This window comes from Paenarthrobacter sp. NPDC091669, from assembly GCF_044756725.1.
Classification (GTDB): Bacteria; Actinomycetota; Actinomycetes; order Actinomycetales; family Micrococcaceae; genus Arthrobacter; species Arthrobacter bambusae_C.
The window spans coordinates 90,616-111,001 of record NZ_JBIVTK010000011.1 but is presented as its reverse complement, the minus strand read 5'-3'; the positions used below and the strand labels follow the sequence as shown (position 1 = coordinate 111,001).

Sequence of the window (20,386 nt, the reverse complement as noted above, 5' to 3'; positions counted from 1 at the left end):
CAGTTGAGCGCGTTTTGAGCGGTCAAAACGCGCTCTGCTGCGACTTAGTTGGGCGAGCCGGAGCCGTTCCACAGGCGCTGCCACCAGGTCCGTCTGCCCTGGGGTTCGGGCTCAGGCTCGGGCGGAGCTGCAGCTGCCCTGCGCTCCCGCCACTTTTGAACCTCGGCGTCCACGTCGCGGAGCTGGGTAATCACCGGAGGCCCGCCTTGGAGTTGCCGCCGGGCCTCGATCACGCGTTTGTTGAAGTCCTCCAGGATGTCCCGGACCTGTTTGTCCGTGTACTGCTGATCCAGCTTGGCGTCGAGTTCGGAGTCCTCAATCCGGAGCAGAATGGCCGGCGGACCAATCCCGCTGAGGCGTTCGCGTTGGATGAGCCCTTTGACCCACCAATCGGGATCGTAGTGCTCCCCCAGCCCGGGGATTGGTTTGCCGGCGTATTTGAGGTTGTCGAACTTGCCCTGCTTCATGGCGTCGCGGATGAGGTACTCAACCCGGGCGGCGTCATCCACCTTGCGGCGTTTCCCGCGTTCCTCGGCGTCGGCGGCCTCGAGCTCCGCGTCTTCCTCCGCGTTGCCGCCCCACGACCGGACGGCCCGCAGTTCGGCGCCGCGCTCAAGTCGCCGCCTGAAGGCGTTATTCTCGGCGTTCACGTCCTGCCACCTCCTCGCCCTGCAGCCCTCGCCTGCCGGACATCGTGATTCCAGTATTCCGCACGTCGGCCTGGTTATTGGAGGTACCCCCACCACCTGCTTTGAAACCGAGACGACCCCCGACGCGCCGCCAACAGGGCGTGTCGGGGGCCGTTCGGAGCCCAAAGTGGGTGGTTGCGGTCCGGCTGGAAGCTAGGAGCGGACAGCCATGCTCGGATCCAGCTGTTCAATACCCTCGGGCGTCACCAGCACCACCCGGGCAGTGCAGATGTCGTAGAACAACCCCGTGGCCTGCACGCGACCCGAGCCAAGGGCTGGTCCAGTGACGGGGTGGTCCTCCAGCTTCCGGAGCTGCAGGGCAATGTTCACCATGCTCAGCTGGTCCAGCCGGCTGTAGCCCTCGGCCTCGGCGGCGCGGGCAACAGGGTGGCCGGCGAGCAACGCCGAGTAGCTGGGACGCGCGTGCTCCAGCCAGGAATCGAATCCCGCGCCCAGGGCAGGTGCAGAACCCTCAGCATCAGCAATGACGGCCTTCATGGCACCGCAATTGGAGTGGCCGCAAATGACAATCGAATCCACGGACAATGCTTTGACTGCGAAGGAGAGCGTTGAATCGATGGAGGCGTCCCTGCCATCGCTGCACACCACGTTGCCAATATTGCGGAGCGTGAGGAGGTCACCCGGTCCGCTGCTGGTGATCAGGTTCGGGTTGACCCGGGAGTCGACGCACGCCACGAAGAGGGTGTCCGGGTTCTGGCTTTCGGTGAGGTCCTGAACCAGGGGGCGGACTTTGTCTGCGTGCCGGCGATGGTATTTGTCGATGCCCAGGAGGATGGACCGCAGCGGTGGCTGCCCGCCGTCGTCGTCCGCTGTTGGGCCGTCACCGGACGGCAGCCAGGACGTGCGCGGCGGCAGCGGGAATTCACGCGGGTCCTGCCGCTGGGGAGTGTTGTCCTCTGCATCGGTGAAGGCGGTGGTTCCGTGTTCCTCCAGCACCACGGAGGCGCCGGTGTTGCGGTGCTGCTTCTGCCAGGCCACCAGCGCTTCGCGGAAGGCGTGGTCCAGGTAGTCGGCGTTGAGTTCCACCACGGCGTCCTGGCCTTCGGGCACGGAGTGGAGGACGCGGTTGAGCCGGGGCAGCGCGAAAAAGCTGCACGATCCGGCGATGACAACGCGCCACGGCAGGTCCGGGCCGGCGGGGGCATGGGCGTTGATCTGCGCCCGGAGGACCCTCCACAGCACGCAGAGGGCGGCGAGGGCCAGGCCGATCATCACGCCTTCGAGCAGGTTCAGGACCACGACGCACACCAAGGTGACGCTGTACACCAGGAGCTCGCCGGTGCGGAGGCTGGTCCGGATGTCCGCGACCTTGATGAGCTTCGCGCCGATGACCAACAGCAGGCCGGCCAGCACGGACAGCGGAATGAGCTGGATGAGCCCGGCGAACAGGGCTGAGAAGACGAGGACCCAAACGCCGTGCAGGATGGCGGAGGTGCGGCTCGCGGCGCCCGCTTCAACGTTGGTGGCGCTGCGGACAATCACACCGGTCACCGGGAGTCCTCCGAGCATTCCGGAGACGACGTTGGCAGAGCCTTGGCCCACCAGTTCGCGGTTGAGGTTGGTGCGGGAACCGCCGTGCATTTTGTCGACGGCCACGGCTGAGAGGAGCGATTCGATGCTCGCGATCAGGGCCACCGTAATGACAGCCATGCCCGCTGCGCGCCAGTTGCCGTCGGGCAGGCTTGGGAGGGCGATGGCGTCGAAAATGGATCCGCTGAAACTGATGCGCTCAACGTTTGGAGCCACCGCTACGGACAGGGCGGTGACGGCGACGACGGCGGCCAGCGGGCCAGGCACTTTTCGCACCGCTGCCGGCAGGTACTTCCAGGCCATCAGGATGGCAACAACGGCAAGACCCAGCAACGCCGAGTGCAATTCCACGTTGGTGATGGCCGCCGGCAAAGCGGCCAGGTTTTCGACGGCGGATCCAGCAGCTTGACCGCCGAGCAGTACGTGGGCTTGCTGCAGGATGATGGTGATGCCGATGCCCGCGAGCATCGCCTTGACCACCACGGGCGACACTCCCAGCGCGGCCCGGCCGATGCGGCTGACACCCATCAGCAGCTGCACGACGCCGGCGCCGACCGTGATGGCGCACGTCACCGCCCAGCCGAATTCGTCCACAAGACCGGCGACGACGACGGTCAGGCCGGCGGCGGGGCCGCTCACCTGCAGTGGGGACCCGCCCAGGCTGCCGGCAACGATTCCACCGACGGCGGCGGCGATGAGCCCGGCCATGACGGGGGCTCCAGAGGCAGCGGCAATGCCCAGCGAAAGTGGGAGTGCGACGAGGAAGACTACGAGGGACGCGGGTAGGTCCGCGCCGAGGTTGCTGAGGAAGCTTGGCTTGGCCGTGCCTTTGCCCGGGTTCTTTCCCGGCGGGCTGTGGGAGTCAGTGGGGACGGTAGCGGAATCGTTGGGCTGCGGCATGGTGATCCTTGAGCTTGGGAATGCTGACCCTTCCAAGCTACGGAACCTGTCACCGTTAATGACAACAAGATGTGACAAGCGTGACAAAAGCTGTGAAGATGCGCTTCATGTTGGGACAAAGGGGAACTTTCGTGGGGGTGGAGCGCGTTGGGGCGTTCGCGGGTGAGAGACCTCGACTCGCAATAATGCGAGGCAGATCACAAACCAACCCGTGTGGACTGTAAGATTCGCTGGTTGAAGCGATAGTCGCGAATTGGATTTTGGGGGTTGGGCCGTTGGCTGCTCTGGGTTTTTCTACGTTGTTTTCACGCTCGGCAGGGAAGCGTCTTTCGGCAGGGCTACTGGCCACCGCCATGGCATCAGCCCTATTGGTGGGGGTGGGTACGCCGTCTGCCAACGCCGACATCCTGACGGATCACATCGTCAAAGCCAGCGCCCCCTACGACGTGGCTGTCAATGCCACGACCGGCAGAACCTACGTAGCGAACTGGCACGGGAAATCCGTTACGGTCATCGACGGCGCTACGGCAGAGACGAGGTCGATCGCGGTGACCGACTATCCCGAGAACATCGCCATCAATGAAAAGACCAACAACATCTATGTCACTCACGCGGCGAGCGACACGATGACCGTTATTGATGGGATGTCCGAAGCAACAACAAGAATCACCGTGGATTCCCGCTTGGGAAAAGTAGTTGTAAACCAAGCCACGAATGAGATTTATGTTGCCAGCGAGGGACCACGGGGCGGCGTCTATGTCATCAACGGCGCCAGCAGGTCGGTCACCCATGTTCCATTTTTTGGAGATGTCAGGGCGCTTGCAGTCAATGAATCCAGCAACAAGCTGTATGCCGCCGCTTGGGAGGGCAACAAAATAGCCGTCATCGACGGGGTCAGCAAAACTGTCACCCAGATTGACCTAGGCACGCCTGCACAGTCCGTGGTGCTGAACCCCACTACAAATATGGTCTATTTCAGCTGCCCGACTGCTCACGCATTTGCAGTCCTCAATGGGGGCACAAACCAAGTTTCCATGGTTCCCACAGGGTCGAACTCCCGCCCGGGTGTTTTAGCCATCAACCGCAAAGCCAACATGGTCTACGCCGCGGACGAAGGCAATCAGTATCTGACAGCACTCGACGCAACAACAATGAGTCTTGTCAACACGCCGACTGAGCGCACCCACTACATGGACATTGCTGTAAATGAAGCCACGAACAAGGTTTACGCTTCCGACTTTTACCAATCGCTGGTGACCGTGTTCGACGCCAAGGCGAAGGTCCTCGGGCACGTACGGGGTTTCAATAATCCCGAGTCTCTGGCGGTTAATCAGAAAACCAACACGATCTACGTCGCCAATCGCGGAGCAGGTCAGGTCCGGGCCATCGACGGAAAAAACGTCGCACCCATCATCACTTCCAGCCTTCCACCGAACACCGGCACCGTGGGAGCCCAATACCGACACACGATGACGGCGAGCGGCTCACTGACACCGCAGTTCAAAGTTGCCAGTGGTGCTCTGCCCCCAGGCCTGAGCCTGGTGTCACAGAATCCAAATGGACTCCTATCCGGCGTTCCCGGCATCCCTGGAACCTTCAGCTTCCGCATCTCTGCCAGCAACGGTTACGGCCCGGATGCACTGACCCCAACCATCACGATCACTATCAAGCCGGCTGATATCAGGCACGACTTCACCGGCGACAAAAAGCCGGACGTCCTGGCCCGGACCAACAGCGGAGACTTGTGGCTCTATCCGGGCAACGGCAGCGGCGGCTGGCAGTCGCCGTCCAAGGTCGGCCAAGGTTGGAACGTCATGACAGTTATCGTCTCTCCCGGGGATTTCACAGGTGACGGTAAAGCGGATGTACTGGCCCGTGACACCAACGGAGTCTTCTGGCTATATCCAGGTAACGGCCAAGGAGGCTGGCAAGCCAGGCTGCAAGTAGGCCAAGGCTGGAATGCCATGACGGCAATTACGGGAATTGGTGATCTTGACCTGGATGGTTATGCCGACGTCGTAGCCCGTGACAGCTCCGGACAGTTGTGGCAGTACCGCGGCAACGGCCGGGGCGGTTGGCTAACCCAAGAGATGGTTGGCAGAGACCTCAATGGCATGAACTTTATCTCCGGCCCCGGAGACATCACGAAGGACGGTACCCAGGATTTATTGACCCGTGACACCAACGGAACACTCTGGAGTTTCAATGGCTATGCCCAATCATCCTTCGGCTGGGGCGTCCAAGTCGGTTGGGGCTGGAACGCCATGACAGCCATAGCAACGCCCGGCGACTTCAACGGCGACGGCACCGTCGACCTCCTGGCCCGCGACTCAGCCGGCACCCTCTGGCTCTACCCCGGCAACGGGAAAAGTGGTTGGCTCCCCCGAGTCCAGGTCGGCTCCGGCTGGAACGTCATGAACGCCATCATCTAAAGGCCCAGGACTCCACAAACACACCCCCAAAGAACGACGGCGGGCACCTCCCGCCGTCGTTCTTTTGCCTTGCGCACGCATAACCTAAGGTCCCTTAGTTTAGGCTTGGGATTATGAGCGACTCCGAAGCCCAGCCAGTACGCATCAGTTCCGAACCCGTCCAGCTCCAAGCCCTCGAGCCCATGCTGGAAAAGGTGCGGGAAGCTGTGGGCGACGTCCCTGCCCTGCTTGCCATCGCCACGGAGATCGGCCACACGGCCCCTAAGCCCGGCGAAGGCAACACCGCCAAGCTCTGGGAACTCCTGGCATCCGTCACAGCCGTGGACGTGGCCGCCGGGCGGGCGCTTGAACCACACCTGGATGCCGTGGCCATCCTCGCCCAAGCCGCCGACCCCACCACGCCGGAGGGTGCTTGGGGAGTCTTCGCCGCGGAGGGCCCCGGCCTGAAGCTGGAGGCCAAGCGCGACGACGCCGGCAACTACGTCCTCAACGGGTCCAAACCCTGGTGCTCGCTCGCGGCGCAACTGGATGGCGCAGTGATCACGGCCCACAGCGAGGACAACAGCCGGGCCGCATTCGCCGTGAATCTGAAGCATCCCGGGGTTACCTGCGAAACACCCCAATGGACCAGCCGTGGGCTCCAGGAAATCCCGAGCGGCACCGTCCACTTCGACCAAGTCCCTGCAACCCCGGTCGGCGGCGAAGGCTGGTACTTCTCACGTGCCGGTTTCGCCTGGGGCGGCATGGGCGTTGCCGCGTGCTGGCTTGGCGGAGCAGTTGCCGTGGCGCGGGACTATGCAACGGCACTGGCCAAGGGCGCGGACAACGGCAGGAAACCGGACCAAATCGCCCTCGCCTCCTTGGGCGAGGTGGACAGGATCATCACGTCCGTCACCGGCTACCTTGCCCAGGCTGCAGAGAGAATCGACGCCGGCGAACTGGACAGCCGAGGCGCTGACGACACTGCAGACACCAACGGTCCCAGTGCCTGGAGCGAAGCCCTGCGCCTCCGCGGAACGGTAGCCGCCGCCGTCGAGCGTGTCCAAACAGTGGTGACGCAGAACCTCGGTCCCGCGCCGCTGGCGTTCAACGAAGCGTACGGCAAGCGCATGGCCGATCTCTCGCTCTACATCCGGCAGCACCACGCCATGCGGGACGACGCCCAACTTGGCGCGCTGACGCTGAAGGGAGAACGCCAGTGGTGACCTTTTCCCACACCGACACCGGAACGTCGGAACAGGATTGGGCGGCATCGGGAGTGGCCGCGCTCCCCGAACTGCCGCTGGACACAGCAGAACTTGCGGCCAGGAAGTTCGTGGTTTTGGCCGCACACCCGGACGATGAATCGCTTGGCGCCGGTGGCTTCCTGGCCAGACTGCACGGTGCCGGCGCAGAAGTTGACATGATCCTGTGCACCGCAGGCGAAGCATCACATCCCGACTCGCCAACCACGACGCCGGAACAGCTTGCCGCTGTCAGGCTCACAGAGTTCGACACGGCGTTGTCAGGGCTGGCGCCCAGCGCGACGTGGCGGTTCCTGGAACTCCCCGACGGACAGTTGGCTGCCAACGCTGATCATATTGCTGCGGCCATTCGCGAGAGTGTCGCTGGGCGAACGGCGGAGGAAATAGTGATCGTGGCTCCCTACCGTTCGGATGGCCATACGGATCACGACACCCTTGGCACCGTTGCCGCGGACGTCGCGACCAAAGGCGGCTATGGACTCCTGGAATATCCCATTTGGTACTGGTTGTGGGCAGGAACCAACGACGCCACCTGGAATGGTTGGGTGCGCGTGCCCCTGAGCCATGAGGAACAACAAGCCAAAGCCAAAGCAATGCATGCCCACGCCTCGCAAACAGAGCCGCTGTCCGGACAACCGGGCGACGAGACGCTGCTTTCCGGGACATTCCTGGAGCACTTCGAGCGGCCGTGGGAAACGTTCGCCTGGCACCCCTCCACAGCAGGGAACAACAGCGCAGCAGACGCAGAACGCATCTTCGACGAAGTCCATTCAAGGCAAGAGGACCCCTGGAGCTACACCACCAGCTGGTACGAACGGCGCAAGAGGGCGCTGACCCTGGCCGCCCTGCCCAAGGAAAGCTACGAGTCCGGACTGGAACTGGGCTGCTCCATCGGCACGCTCAGCGAGGAGCTGGCCCAACGTTGCCGGAGATTCCTGGGAGTGGACGCCAGCAGCGCAGCCTTGGCCCAGGCAGCGGAGCGCCTCGCGAATTACCCGTCAGCGGAGGTCAAGCACCTCACCATGCCGCATGAATGGCCTGACGGCAGGTTCGATCTGGTGGTGCTGTCCGAGACTGGCTACTACCTGTCGCCGGAAGAGCTCACCGAACTGCTAACAAGAATCCAGGCCTCAACTACGCCGGGCGGAACACTGCTTCTGTGCCACTGGCGGCACCCGATCTCCGGCTGGGAACTGGACGCGGAATCAGTTCACTCCATGGCACGCACCCACCTCGGCTGGCCAACACACGGGCTCTATCAGGAGAAGGACTTCACGCTCGAAGTCCTGGTGGCACCGGATGGTTCACCATGACCCATCCACAGCAGCCAAGCATCAGAAATGTGGCAGTAGTAATACCTGCCCACAACGAGGAACAGCGCCTTGGCGGGGCGCTGGCCGGACTGCGCACCGCACTGGATGCCCTTGGACGCGAACACCCCGGGGTGGGCGCCTCAGTCACCGTGGTCCTGGACAACTGCACGGACGGTTCGGCAGCGATCTCCGCTGCGTTTGGAGCCAACGATCCCCGCTTTCACAACGTCACGGTGAAGCTCCGCAGCACAGGAGCCAGCCGCGATTGTGGTGTCAAGGAAGCCCTGAACCGCCTGCAACTGCAGAACGGTGAACGCGCGGAGGCAACCGTATGGCTCGCCAACACCGACGCCGATTCCACCGTCCCAGGGCACTGGTTGGTGCGGCAGGTCGATCTGGCCAACGCCGGAGCCGACGCCGTCCTCGGTTCGGTGGAGCCGGACCCCACCGATGTGGATCCGGTAGTGCTGGGGCGCTGGCTGGAGCTGCACCCCTTCCGCGAGGACCACTCGCATATCTACGGTGCCAATTTAGGCATCAGGGCCTCGGCCTACCTCGCGGCGGGCGGCTTTCCCTTGCTGCGTTCCCACGAAGACCGGGGTTTGGTGGAGCGGCTTCGTCGGCAAGGTTTCATGGTGACATCTACGGACACCATCCGTGTGGTCACCTCGGGCAGGACACACTCCCGCGCCCCCGAAGGATTCGGTTCCTACCTCCGGGCTCTCGGCGCTGAGCTCCCTGCCCCCGCCAGCGGCTAACCCGCCAGAGCGCCCTCCACGGCAGCTATGGCAGATGCTGTGATCGCTTCCCGATCGCCGGATCCGTCCACGGACAACAGAATCCCGCGCTTCGAATATGCCGTCAGAACGGGCTCGGTCTCGTCCCGGTACAGCGCCAACCGACGCTGGATCACGGCTTCTGTGTCATCGCTGCGACCTTGCTCCTGAGCACGGCGGAGCATCCGGGCCAGCAACTCGCTGTCCGAGGCCGTGAGCGCCAGGACAACGTCCAAGGGCTGTCCCCGAACCGCGAGCATCTCGTCCAAGGCCCCGATCTGGATCACCGTTCGCGGGTAGCCGTCCAACAGAAACCCCTCTGCAGCATCCGCATCTTCCATGCGCTGCTTGAGCATGTCCGTGGTGACGTGGTCGGGCACAAACTCACCCCGATCCATGAACCCGCCGGCTTCAAGGCCGAGGTCCGTCTTGTTCCGGACATGGGCGCGGAAAAGATCACCCGTGGATATGGCGGGGATCCCGAAATGCCGCGCAAGGTGCTCCGCCTGCGTGCCTTTGCCGGAACCGGGAGGGCCCATGATGATCAATCGCGCCATGTCACTGGTCCGTTTCGAAAGGCGGCCGGGACTTAAACAATACGCCGACGACGGCGGGAGGCACCCGTCGTCGTCGGCTTCTTTTAGCGTCCGGTTCAGTTCTTAGGCGTTGGCAAGCACGCCATCGATCTGTTCGATCGCTTCCCGCATTCCTTCTTCCATGCCCATCTCGGCCATCTTCTGCATTTGCTCTTCGGATTCGAAGCTGGAAGTGATGGTCATTCGCGTGCGGTTGTCCACGGGTTCAAGCTTCACTGTGGCGTGGGTGATGCCCAAGTCGTCTACGGGCTCACCGTGCTCGTCGGCGAAACCGTCGTCGAATTCCAGATGGTCCGGGGCGTTGATGGCGGTGAACTTCCACCAACCGCGGGCTTTGGTACCGTCCGGGCCAGTCATGTAATAGGCGGCCTTGCCCCCGGCGGTGAACTCGTGGGTCTCGAAAGTGGCCGGCCAGGTGGGCGGACCCCACCAGCGTTCGAGCTGCCTGGGGTCTTCCCAGATCCTCCACACGCGCTTTACGTCGGCATCGAACTCGGCCACGATGGTGAAGCTCAGGGCCTCAACATCCTTGTTTACGCTGACAACAGTCATGGCAGTTCCCTTTCGTCATCTTCAGCGAGTATGTCCGCAATCCGGCTGGCACGTTGCCGCCAGATCATTTCGAAGTGGTCCAACAGGTGCCGGGCTTTTTGCAGTCCTTCATGGTTTCCCCGCACAATCTGCTCCCTCCCACGTTTCTCCTTGGTCACCAGGGAGGCCCGTTCCAAGACCGCAACATGCTTTTGCACGGCCGCGAAACTCATGGCGTAGAGGGCAGCCAACCCGGAGACCGAGTACTCCCCCGCCGTCACCCGGGCCACGATGTCCCGGCGGGTGGCGTCGGCCAGGGCCTGGAACAGGCGGTCGAGTTCTGCGTCGCCGGAGGGTTTTTTACTGAGCTGATCTACAACCATTTGGTTGTACGATACGCCCGGACACATCCGGTGTCAACGGGTTTGGCGACCAGAACCCGACCACCCCTTGCGACTCCCGTGTCGCGCGGGTAAATTGTTGAAACGTCTCAAAGAAAGCGTTTTCCCAGACTCTTAGGTGGAATTGACCATGACTCAGCACGCCCCGATCACGTGGATCGATGGCGAACCGCCCGCCGGACTCAGCGGTGGCACGACGTGGGGAATGCCGTTCCAACGCGGCACGGTACAGGACGCGGCCGCACTCAAGGTTCTCGACTCCAGCGGCAGCACCGTCCACGCCCAAACCTGGCCCTTGGCCACCTGGCCCGACGGCTCCCTGAAGTGGGCCGGCATTGCCCTCGGCGCAACGGATCAGCCAGCGGCCGCATATCAGGTTACCCACTCAACCGAAACGCTCGACGGCGGCGCGGCAGCCGCCGTCGAAAGCTCACCCGAGGTGACGGTCATCGAAGATGACAAGACCATCACCGTATCCACGGGCACACTGGGCATGGTCCTGCACAGGAGTGGCGACACCCTGTTCAGCGAGCTCCGCCGCGCCAATGAAGTGGTGGCCAGAGACGGCCGTCTCGTGAGCCTGCTGCAGTCAGGACAGGCAGAGGGAACGGGTACCACCACCCGCACAGGCTTCACCGGCCACACCACCAGCGTCACCGTGGAGCAAGCCGGTCCTGTCCGCGCCGTGGTCAAGGTGGAGGGCGCGCACCGTGCCGATGACGGCTCCAAGGAATGGCTCCCGTTCACCGTCCGCTTCTACTTCTACGCGGGCGCCCGCAGCGTCAGAATGATGCACTCGTTCATCTGGGACGGCGACGCTGAGCAGGATTTCCTCGCCGGCCTGGGCGTCGAGTTCACCGTGCCACTGGAAAGCGAACTGCATGATCGCCATGTCCGGATGGCCGGGGCCGACGGCGGATTCCTGGTGGAGGCCATCCGTGGGCTGACTGGACTACGGCGGGATCCGGGCGAGCAAGTCCGCGCCGCGCAGATCGCCGGCCGGCCCACCCCGCCCCTGAATGAGTGGAGCCCGCTGGTTTCCGAACGACTCCACCTCATCCCGGACTGGAACGACTACACCCTGACACAACTGACCGCCGATGGCTTTGAGCTGCGCAAACGGACCGCTCCCGGCCACGGCTGGGTGGGGATTTCGGGCGGCACCAGGGCGGCAGGCTTCTGCTCGTTGAGCGATGTCCGTGGCGGCTTCGGTGTTGGCATCCGGGACTTCTGGCAGTCGCATCCGGGACAGCTGGACATCCGCGGGGCAGCCACCGATCAGGCGAAAGTCGCTGCCTGGCTCTACTCCCCCGAAGCCCAGCCGATGGACCTCCGTTTCTACCACGACGGCCTGGGCCAGGAGACGTTCGAGGACCAGCTTGAGGGCCTCGAAATCACCTACGAGGACTATGAGCCGGGCTTCGGCAATCCCACGGGCATTGCCCGCACGCACGAGCTGACACTGTTCGCCTACGACTCGACCCCCAGCACGGAAAACCTCGCCGCCGACGCCAAGACCGCGTCCACTCCCCCGCTGCTGCAACCCTCCCCCGGCTACCTGCACGCGGCAGGCGTCTTTGGTGACTGGGCTCCGGTGAATCGCAGCACCCCGGCCCGGGCGGAGCTGGAAGACAAGCTGGATTTCCTGTTCGACTTCTACCAGGGCCAGACCGAACAGCGCCGCTGGTACGGATTCTGGAACTACGGCGACGTCATGCACACCTACGACACCGATCGGCACGTGTGGCGCTACGACGTGGGCGGCTACGCGTGGGACAACTCCGAGCTTTCGCCCGACCTCTGGCTTTGGTACATGTACCTCCGGACTGGCCGCGCGGACGTCTTCCGTTACGCCGAGGCCATGACCCGCCATACCGGCGAGGTGGATGTCTACCACCTCGGTCCGTGGCGCGGACTGGGTTCACGGCACAACGTCCAGCACTGGGGCTGCAGCGCCAAACAGCTGCGCATCAGCACGCCGGCCTACCGGCGCTTCTACTACTACCTGACCGCCGACGAACGCACCGGCGATCTCCTCACCGAACTGGTGGACAGCGACCAGAACTTCCTCGGCTTGGACCCCGTCCGCAAAGTGAGGCCCGACGCCGATACGTACCGCCCGGACCGAGGCGCCTTGGGCGTCGGGCTGGGCACGGACTGGGGCTCCCTCGCCGCCACCTGGCTCACCGATTGGGAGCGTACCGGCAACCCGCGCTCACGGGATCGACTCCTGGGAACCATGGCTGACATCGGCGCCCTGAAGTACGGTTTCCTCACCGGCGAAGCGCTGTACGACCTGGATGCGGGAAGGTTCGACGCCGGCAGGGAAGTCATCAGTGTCTCGCACCTGAGTGCCGTGTTCGGTTTGGTGGAAATCTGCAGCGAACTGATCAGCCTGGTGCCGGACAAGGACTTCGAGGAAGCCTGGATGCAGTATTGCCGGCTGTTCCTGGCCACCCCGGAGGAGCAGATCGCAGAGGTAGGGCAACCCTTGGCCGGCATCTACCTCACCCAGGCACACAGCCGGCTCACGGCCTATGCGGCGGCCCGGTTGGGATCCCCGGAACTGGCTGCACTGGCATGGGAGAGCTTCGCCGAGGGCGGGGAGAACCTCAACCATGCCGAGGCCTTCACGTTGAAGAAGATCCTGCCGCCTTATGTACTCCACCCCGTCGACGAAGCTCCTACCGTCTCCACCAACGACACCGCCCAGTTCGGCTTGGCCGTCATCCAGAACCTGGCCCTGGTCGGTCAGCACCTGCCGGCGGCGGCCGATGCACCGCAGGAGGTCCCGGCGTCGTAATTTCCGTTGCTGCCTCGGGAAGCCGGCCTAGGAACTAGTGCGCGGATGCATGATCCGCATTTGGTCCCAGGTCCGCTCCGAGGCGGCGATGTTCTGGTTGGAACGCTCGCGGTCCAGGGAGGCAAGCTCGACGGCGATCGCCTGGACCGCGGCCACGGCACCTGTCAGGGACGGGAAGAAACCGGCGCCTTCAGTGGGCACCACAATCCTGTGGTCGGCGTGCACTGCTACAGGCGATCCTGCGCTGTCGGTGATGGAAACGATGGGCGTGCCCAGGTTGTGCGCGATGTCCACCGCGCGCATGGTGCTGTCGTAGACCCGCCACAGACTGATGGCGATGACCAGGTCCTCTGCACCGAGCCGTGCAATGGCGTTGGTGAGGGCTGCGACATCGGCATCGAGGAGCCGGACGTTATATCCGGCAATGATCGCGTTGTGCTCCAGCGCCTTGCCGGGGATGGCGTAACTGCCCGCGGCGACGATGAAAGTCTGCCGTGCACCGGCAATGGCCTTGGCTATTTCATGAATTGCGTCGGCGTCCAGGGTGCGCTCAAAATGGGCCAGATTGGCACGATCCGTGGAGACCGCAGCCTGTGCAGGACTGCTGATGTGGCCGTTGTGTTCGGCAGCAACTTCTACCGCACTCAGTGATGCAAGGAAGCGCGAACGCAGCTCAAATTGGAAGTCCGCCCACCCCTTGAATCCCAGTGTTTGTGCGGTTCTGGTCACGGTCGAGGCATTGGAGGCGGCCACCGCGGCGATGTCGCTGACAGAGCCGTAGGACGCGAGCCGGGGCTGGGAGCGGAGGATGCCGATGACCTGCATTTGGCGTGCCGCGAGCTTCCGCCCCTGGACACGACTGTCCAGCCACTCGGTCAACGTTGACGAGTCGAAATCTTCTTCCACCTATTGACCTACCTCACACTTTGGCCGTAACTTCGATACATCACTTCTGCACAGACTTGTGCATATTCCTAAAAATGTACAACTTGGCCCACTTTGGCAGGAATCACCATGTCACTCACAGCACGCCTGGATCGCCTGGCTCTCAGTCGACCACACTACAAGCTTCTCCTCATCGGAGGCCTCGGCTACTCCTTCGACGGCATGGACGGTGCCGTGGTGGCTTTCCTCCTCCCACGCATCCAGGAACTATGGGGCCTCAGCACGGCCAGCCTCGGCCTGGTGGGCTCAGCAGCCCCGTTCGGCTTCTTCTTCGGCGCGATCCTGGCTGGCTGGATGGGGGATCGCTTCGGTCGCAAGAAGGTCATGCTCTGGGCGCTGGCCTTCTACTGCGTCATGTCAGTAGTTGCAGCCATGGCCCCCAACTTTGAAATCTTCCTGATTGCACGGATCTTTGCAGGACTGGGCGCCGGCGCTGAAAGTGTGATCATTGCGCCGTTCCTATCCGAGTTCATTCCTCCGAAGCGCCGTGGCTGGTTCATTGGAACCCTGGCCGGCTTCTTCTCCTTTGGCTTCGTGGCTGCAGCACTGATCGGCCGCTTCGTTGTTCCCCTGGGCGAGGACGGCTGGCGCTGGGCGCAGGTCATCACCGCTGTTCCCATCCTGCTCCTGCTCTGGTGGCGTCGCAGCCTGCCCGAATCGCCGCGCTACCTCATCAGCCGAGGCCGGATTGCCGAGGCAACGGAAGTAGTGGACCGCTTCGAGCGGAGCGTCATCAAGGCCACCCGAAAACCCTTGGACCCGCTGCCCGCAGCCGAGGAAGAAATCGCCAAGCACGAACAGAAGATCAACATCTGGAACGCCCTGAAGTTCATGTGGTCCAAGGCCATGCGTCGCCGGACTGCCGTGATCTGGCTGATCTGGTTCGTGATCACCTTCTCCTACTACGGCTTCTTCTCCTGGATTCCCACCCTGCTGGTTGGACGCGGAATCACCATTACCAAGAGCTTTGAGTTCTCCATCCTCATCTACCTGGCACAGATCCCCGGCTACTTCTCCGCCGCCTGGTTGTGTGACCGGATTGACCGCAAGAACACCATCGCCCTTTACTTGTCGGGATCGGCCATCAGCGCATTCTGGCTCAGCCAGTCCAACGATTCCGGGATGATCCTGCTGGCTGCCGCAACGTTGTCCTTCTTCCTCAACGGCACCTACGCCGGCGTCTACGCCTACACTCCGGAACTCTTCCCCACATGGATGCGTGCCACGGGTGTTGGCCTGGCCAGCGCAGTAGGCCGCATCGGAAGCATCCTGGCACCGTCCATCATCGGCATCTTCGCCGCGTCCCTCGGCTTCGGCGGCGTGTTCACCATGACCACCGTGGTGCTGACCATCGGCGTCCTGGGCGTGGTGATCTTCGGCGCCTCCACCGCGGGCAAGTCCTTGGAGAACATCAACGCCCGCGCCGAACAGGACCCGGCCGCGGCAGGAAGCAAGTGAACACTGTGAACCCTCTGAACACTGACGGAGTTTTCAAGCAGACTCTTGAAGCATTGCAGCAGGAACCGGGAGTCGTCCTGTTTACTGCACTCCAGTGGATTCCGCAGCGCTCCAGCCTCAAGCGGCTCTACACCAGCCACCCGGCAGAGTATCCCGTGGGCGGCGAGAAGACAGTGGAGATTTCTCCCGGATGGCTGGGCACGGTCATCGAGGACAAGCAGCCTTTCCTGGCCCCGGACCTGACAGCGCTCCGGAACGTCTTCTCCGACTCCGGACTCATCCAGCAGCTCGGCTGCGGCGCCGTGATCAACGTGCCGGTCCTCGACCAGCAGAACAACGTAGTGGGCGTCCTCGCGCTCCTCGACGCCGAAGGAAAGTACTCCCGGGACAGCGTGGAAACCGCCGTCGACGTGGTTAAATCCAACCTTGCCCACCTTGTCCAAGCCTTTGAAGCCCATCCCACAGAAATCCCAGAAGTCCCCGAAGCCCCCGCGAAGGACACCGCCTAAATGAGCACCGCCCCAGAAAGCACTCCCCTGATCATCCGCAACGCCAACGTCCTGGACGTTGCGGCCGGCACCTACTCAACTGCCGACGTCGTCAGCGTTGACGGGAAGTTCAGCAGCGTTGAACCGAACGCCCAGGTACCGTCCGGTGCGCGTGTCATCGATGGCACCGGGAAGTTCGTCATCCCTGGCCTGATCGACGCCCACGTCCACGTGGTCGCCTCCAGTGCCGACTTCCGATCACTGACGTACACGCCGCCGTCTTATGTCTACGCCCAGACCGCCCGCATCATGGGTGCGATGCTGCGCCGCGGCTTCACCACCGTCCGGGACCTGTCCGGCGCGGACTTCGGACTGGCCATGGCCCAGGAGGAAGGGCTGTTGGAGGGGCCGAAAATCCACTTCTGCGGCCACGCCCTGAGCCAGACCGGCGGCCACGGAGACATGCGGCTGCCCGGCGAAGACCACGATCCCAATGGCCGTGGATGCTGCGGCATTGGCAGGGTGGCAGATGGTGTTGATGCTGTCCGCGCCGCCGCCCGCGACGAGATCCGCAAGGGCGCCCACCACATCAAGATCATGGCGTCCGGCGGCGTCTCCTCCCCCACTGACCGCATCGACTCCACCCAATACTCCATGGAAGAAATGCGGGCCGCGGTGGAAGAAGCCCAGGCCGCCAACCGCTACGTCGCCGCGCACGCCTACACGGCCAAGGCCATCAACCGCGCCCTGGAAGCCGGCGTCCGCTCGATCGAACACGGCAACCTCCTGGACGACCAAAGCCTCAACCTGTTCCTGGAAATGGACGCCTTCCTGGTTCCCACCCTGGTCACGTATTGGGCCCTGAAGGAAGAGGGCAAGGAATTCGGGCTCACCGAGGAAATGTGGGCCAAGGTTGATTCCGTGCTCACCAGCGGGCTCGAAGCGATTGAACGCGCCCACGAGGCCGGCGTCAAAATGGCCTTCGGCTCAGACCTCCTGGGCGGGATGCACCGCCACCAGAACGAACAATTCAGGCTGTTGGGCAAGGTTCAGCCCGCGATTGACGCCATCCGCTCGGCAACCACGACGGCGGCAGAGCTGCTTGAGCGCGAAGGGGAGATCGGCGTGATTGCACCGGGAGCCGATGCCGACATGCTGGTCCTCGACGCCGATCCGGTGGCGGACATCGCTGTGCTGGCCGACATCTCCGAGCATCTGGAGTTCCTCGTCCAGAATGGCCGGGTCATCGACTGACCCTGCTTCAAGGTCTGTATTAACGCTTCAAAAGGCCCGATACTGTAAGCATGCTGATCAATATCGATCCGAGGAGGAGGCGTACAGCATGACCACGAAAGTAAACAAGACAATCATGGTCAACGTTCCGATCAGTACGGCTTACTGGCAGTGGACACAGTTCGAGGAGTTTCCGCATTTCATGGGCGGAGTGGAACGAGTGACGCGGCTCAGTGAGGACCGCCTGGAGTGGGTGGCCGAAATCGCCGGCGTCCATCGGCGCTGGGAAGCCAAAATCGTTCAACAGGACCAGAACCGGGCCGTTGCCTGGGCCGCCGTGGAGGGTGCCAAAAACGCCGGATGGGTTGAGTTCAAAGAAGCCGGCCCCAGCCAGACGTCACTGCATCTGTCCCTGGAATACGAACCGCATGGCGTCCTGGAATTCCTGGGGGACAAGCTGCATATCGTTGAAAGGCAGGCTGAGTCAGACTTGAAGAAGTTCAAGGAGTACATCGAAAAGCAGACCCCGGAGACGGGAACCCGCGCGGGGACAGCAGCCGCGGCACCTGCAGCGTCGACCATCCCGATCGTCGACCCCGTCACCCACCCGTTCGACCAAACGAACGGCTTGGCCAACGTTGACGGCGACTCCGATGGGACTGCTGACAGCGACACCCTCAGTGCAGCTGAACGGAAGAGACGGGACGATAACCCTCCGGGGTACATTCCCCCTCCGCCGAGCGCGTTGCCCTAGGGCGAATCAGTCTTAGGCCAACGTCTTAACTGAAGTGCCGCCCGGGTCGAGGTGACCCGGGCGGCACTGTTGTTTCTACGGCCAGCTACTTCCTGGCGCCGGTGTAGACGACGGCGGGAATCGCCGGAGCCTGCATGCCCTCGCCGATGAAGAAGCTGGGGTGCGGCGGCTGGTTGTACGCCACGTTCTCGCGGGCAACAGCTGTCCGGTACACGGTGTCGTGCATCAGGGTCCGCAGCCGGACCTCGGTAGGAGCCGTGGTGGTGTAGATCCGCAGCTCTGTGCTGTCCGTGGACGGCCAGGCGATCTCTTCACGCCAGTCACCCAGGATGTCCGCCTGGATGGACGGGTTTCCCTTGGTGGTGTTGATGCTGCGGGCGCCGTCGGCGGTCAGGAGCCGATCGCTGGTTTCCGTTTCCCAGTTCCACTTGGAGATGGTGGGTACGCCGCGGGACACCGTGGCGTCGTAGTCGTGGTCCACGATTTCGCGGAGCAGGTCACCGTCCCACCAGGCCAGGAAGTTGGCGGCCGGGATCTTCTCAGCGATCAACTCACCGTTGGCGGACATGAGCTGGCCAACGGGTGAATCCCACGCCGCAGAACCGCCGATGGCCCACCCTTCGGCGCCGGCATAGCGGGGATCGATGTCGCCCGCGGCCCCGCGTCCGGTGTCCTTGATGGCCGGAATGCTCCACAGCACCTCGCCGGTGGCGGCGTCACGGAACGTTGCGCCGCGATTGCCGCTCTGGCTCATGCTTTCGTGGACGGCGAAGGTTTCCAGTCCGGGCCGTGACGGGTCCAGGTCACCGGTGTGGATGGCATCACCGTGGCCCAGCTTGGTGTTGTACAGCGGCTGGCCGTCGTCATCGATGGTCATGGAGCCGAAGACGAACTCGTCCTTGCCATCCTGATCGACGTCGGCCACGGACAGGTTGTGGTTGCCCTGCCCCTTGTACTCATCGCCAGCCAGGTTGGAATCGAAGGTCCAGCGCTTCGCGAGCTTGCCGTTGACGAGGTCGTAGGTGACCAGGACCGTCCGGGTGTAGTAGCCGCGGCTGAACATCATGGAGGGGTGCTCGCCATCAAGGTAGGCCACACCTGCCAGGAAACGATCCACGCGGTTGCCGTAGTTGTCGCCCCAGCCGGTCACAGCACCGCGCTCGGGCTCGTAGGTCACGGTGTCCATGATGGTGCCGGTCTCGCCTTTGAATACGGTAAGGAATTCCGGACCGGACAGGACGTACCCGGCGGCATTTCGGAAGTCGGCGTCGGCGTTGCCGATCACGGTACCTGCCGCATCCTTGGTGCCATCGGCGGTCTTGAGGGAAACCTCAGCCTTGCCATCGCCGTCGAAGTCGTAGGCCAGGACCTGCGTGTAGTGCGCGCCGGCACGGATGTTGCGGCCAAGGTCGATGCGCCACAGCTTGGTGCCGTCCAGTTTATAGGCGTCCACGTAGACGTTGCCCGTGTAGCCGGACTGGGAGTTGTCCTTGGCGTTGGACGGAGACCACGTCTGGATGACCTCGTACTTGCCGTCGCCGTCGAGGTCCGCAACGGTGGCGTCGTTGGCAGAGTAGGTATAGGCCTTGCCGTCCGGCGTGACACCATCGGCAGGCTTGTCCAGGGCGATAGCCAGATAGTTCCGGGCCAACGGCTTCACGGCTTCAGCCAGCTTGTCCAGGCCCTGTCCGTTGCCAACGGTCTTGATGACGTAGCTCGACTCCGCTGTGCCGCCCGCGTCCACGAACATGGTGGCATTGCGGAGGGGCTCCGGGGTGATGTTGACGCCGTCGCGCAGGACCTGGAAGCCGACGCTGTCCTTGTCCAGGCCCAGCATGCGCCAGCTCACCGTGACGCCTTGGTCGGTCAGAACGGCGACCGGTGCACGGTCCAGATTTTCCACTTGTCGCTTCAGCGAGGATTGGTCTTTCGCGGCAGGCACGACGCCGGGAAGGTTGGCTTGCGCTGCCTGCGGGACCTGGGCCGGGGCTGCTTGCGCGAGCGGGACACCAGTCAGCGCGATGGCGGCGGCTGCAAGGGAAGCGGTGGCGGCGATGGGGACTGCTTTCCATGCACGGCCACGGGAGGAGCTGTAGGAACATTTCGAGGGGTAAGCCAAAGAACATCTCCTTTGATGCTGGGCAGCAGGCGGTCTGCGAGCCGACATTGGAACGTTTCACTCGCGGAGACAGGGCACCCTGCCTGGTGAGCAAGAGGTTGAAGGCCGCGAGAAAACGCTTTCCGCCAACAAGGTTTACCAGCGCTTCAACCC

The 20,386-nt window shown here is 63.3% G+C and carries 16 protein-coding genes; 9 read left to right on the top strand and 7 right to left on the bottom strand.

What is annotated here, in order from left to right; all coding sequences use genetic code 11:
* Window positions 1-44 precede the first annotated feature (44 nt).
* A complete protein-coding gene (locus ACIQLI_RS18115; protein ID WP_400390879.1) occupies window positions 45-650 on the bottom strand; it encodes a DUF1992 domain-containing protein in 606 nt (201 codons plus the stop codon).
* A gap of 192 nt (window positions 651-842) precedes the next feature.
* Window positions 843-3,140 carry a SulP family inorganic anion transporter gene (locus tag ACIQLI_RS18110; protein WP_400390878.1) on the bottom strand — a complete coding sequence of 766 codons (2,298 nt, stop codon included), beginning with the start codon at window positions 3,138-3,140 and terminating at the stop codon, window positions 843-845.
* Window positions 3,141-3,493: 353 nt separating this feature from the next.
* Between ACIQLI_RS18110 and ACIQLI_RS18105 the strand changes: the two genes are divergently transcribed.
* The 4 genes from ACIQLI_RS18105 (at window position 3,494) to ACIQLI_RS18090 (ending at window position 8,887) form a co-directional block, all read left to right on the top strand.
* Complete coding sequence (locus ACIQLI_RS18105; RefSeq protein ID WP_400390876.1) at window positions 3,494-5,572, top strand: FG-GAP-like repeat-containing protein; 2,079 nt, start codon at window positions 3,494-3,496, stop codon at window positions 5,570-5,572.
* Window positions 5,573-5,685: 113 nt separating this feature from the next.
* Window positions 5,686-6,777, top strand: coding sequence for an acyl-CoA dehydrogenase family protein (locus ACIQLI_RS18100; RefSeq protein ID WP_400390874.1), 1,092 nt, complete (start codon window positions 5,686-5,688; stop codon window positions 6,775-6,777).
* Window positions 6,771-8,129: a PIG-L family deacetylase gene (locus tag ACIQLI_RS18095; protein ID WP_400390872.1), complete on the top strand. Its 1,359-nt coding sequence runs from the start codon at window positions 6,771-6,773 to the stop codon at window positions 8,127-8,129. Before ACIQLI_RS18100 ends, ACIQLI_RS18095 begins: the two co-directional genes overlap by 7 nt.
* Complete coding sequence (locus ACIQLI_RS18090) at window positions 8,126-8,887, top strand: glycosyltransferase (protein ID WP_400390870.1); 762 nt, start codon at window positions 8,126-8,128, stop codon at window positions 8,885-8,887. The genes ACIQLI_RS18095 and ACIQLI_RS18090 overlap by 4 nt, the downstream gene beginning before the upstream one ends.
* Here ACIQLI_RS18090 and ACIQLI_RS18085 read toward each other — a convergent pair.
* From ACIQLI_RS18085 to ACIQLI_RS18075, 3 genes are all read right to left on the bottom strand, one after another.
* The gene (locus ACIQLI_RS18085) at window positions 8,884-9,462 is read right to left on the bottom strand and encodes an adenylate kinase (RefSeq protein WP_400390868.1); all 579 of its coding nucleotides are present in this window, start codon (window positions 9,460-9,462) and stop codon (window positions 8,884-8,886) included. The genes ACIQLI_RS18090 and ACIQLI_RS18085 overlap by 4 nt on opposite strands.
* A gap of 102 nt (window positions 9,463-9,564) precedes the next feature.
* Window positions 9,565-10,053: an SRPBCC domain-containing protein gene (locus tag ACIQLI_RS18080; protein ID WP_207594776.1), complete on the bottom strand. Its 489-nt coding sequence runs from the start codon at window positions 10,051-10,053 to the stop codon at window positions 9,565-9,567.
* A complete protein-coding gene (locus tag ACIQLI_RS18075; protein ID WP_354227894.1) occupies window positions 10,050-10,415 on the bottom strand; it encodes a metalloregulator ArsR/SmtB family transcription factor in 366 nt (121 codons plus the stop codon). Before ACIQLI_RS18075 ends, ACIQLI_RS18080 begins: the two co-directional genes overlap by 4 nt.
* A gap of 148 nt (window positions 10,416-10,563) precedes the next feature.
* On the opposite strand from ACIQLI_RS18075, the gene ACIQLI_RS18070 reads away from it, so the two are divergent.
* Window positions 10,564-13,236, top strand: a complete 2,673-nt coding sequence (locus ACIQLI_RS18070; RefSeq protein WP_400390866.1) for a Tat pathway signal sequence domain protein — start codon at window positions 10,564-10,566, stop codon at window positions 13,234-13,236.
* Window positions 13,237-13,263: 27 nt separating this feature from the next.
* Here the strand turns inward: ACIQLI_RS18070 and ACIQLI_RS18065 are convergent, their stop codons facing one another.
* On the bottom strand, window positions 13,264-14,142 hold the full coding sequence (locus ACIQLI_RS18065) for a MurR/RpiR family transcriptional regulator (protein WP_354227890.1): 879 nt from the start codon (window positions 14,140-14,142) through the stop codon (window positions 13,264-13,266).
* A gap of 108 nt (window positions 14,143-14,250) precedes the next feature.
* Between ACIQLI_RS18065 and ACIQLI_RS18060 the strand changes: the two genes are divergently transcribed.
* From ACIQLI_RS18060 to ACIQLI_RS18045, 4 genes are all read left to right on the top strand, one after another.
* A complete protein-coding gene (locus ACIQLI_RS18060; RefSeq protein ID WP_400390864.1) occupies window positions 14,251-15,639 on the top strand; it encodes an MFS transporter in 1,389 nt (462 codons plus the stop codon).
* Window positions 15,636-16,148, top strand: coding sequence for a GAF domain-containing protein (locus tag ACIQLI_RS18055; protein ID WP_400390862.1), 513 nt, complete (start codon window positions 15,636-15,638; stop codon window positions 16,146-16,148). Before ACIQLI_RS18060 ends, ACIQLI_RS18055 begins: the two co-directional genes overlap by 4 nt.
* A complete protein-coding gene (locus tag ACIQLI_RS18050; RefSeq protein ID WP_400390860.1) occupies window positions 16,149-17,381 on the top strand; it encodes an amidohydrolase family protein in 1,233 nt (410 codons plus the stop codon).
* Window positions 17,382-17,469: 88 nt separating this feature from the next.
* A complete protein-coding gene (locus ACIQLI_RS18045) occupies window positions 17,470-18,114 on the top strand; it encodes an SRPBCC family protein (RefSeq protein ID WP_400390858.1) in 645 nt (214 codons plus the stop codon).
* A gap of 85 nt (window positions 18,115-18,199) precedes the next feature.
* Here the strand turns inward: ACIQLI_RS18045 and ACIQLI_RS18040 are convergent, their stop codons facing one another.
* Window positions 18,200-20,233 carry a rhamnogalacturonan lyase gene (locus ACIQLI_RS18040; RefSeq protein WP_400390856.1) on the bottom strand — a complete coding sequence of 678 codons (2,034 nt, stop codon included), beginning with the start codon at window positions 20,231-20,233 and terminating at the stop codon, window positions 18,200-18,202.
* Window positions 20,234-20,386 lie beyond the last annotated feature (153 nt).